A 529-nucleotide genomic window follows, 5' to 3' on the forward strand; every position below is an offset into this window, starting at 1 on the left:
GCTTGAACGTCAATCACAATAGTTGAATCAGCATACGCATGACGAATCGCGTTGGAGAGCAAATTGCCCACCGCACGCTCAAACATGTTTTTGTCCATATAGAGCTGACCGTCGCCTGAGCTCACGATTCGCACATCGGCATCTTCGGCCAATATTTCAAAATACGCGACCAAACGGTCGATTTCCTCCTGCACCGCAAACACTTCGTCATGGCGATGAATGAGCTTGTTTTCGGCCTTGGCAATGTAGAGCAAATCGTTGATGGTTTTCGTGATGCGGTTGAGTTCTTCCAACGTTGAGGCAATCGCATCCTGATACTCTTCAGGCGTTCGACACGTACCTAAAATGACCTGATTTTGCGTGGTAATGTTGGTGAGTGGCGTTTTTAACTCATGTGCTATATCAGAAGAAAACTCGCTCAAGCGGCGAAAACCAGTTTGCAACCTATCGAGCATCGCGTTGTGTTTGTTGGCTAACTCGCGCAGTTCTATTGGCAACGAATCGGGGTCGGGACGAATGCCCATTTGCT

Annotated in this window: 1 protein-coding gene; it reads right to left on the bottom strand. The window is 48.2% G+C overall.

Annotation, left to right across the window (positions count from 1 at the left end):
- Nucleotides 1-529: histidine kinase dimerization/phospho-acceptor domain-containing protein (locus tag R8N49_RS30100; protein ID WP_318190821.1), on the bottom strand; the 529-nt coding region annotated here is incomplete at both ends.

The organism is Vibrio sp. 1978 (assembly GCF_033344345.1).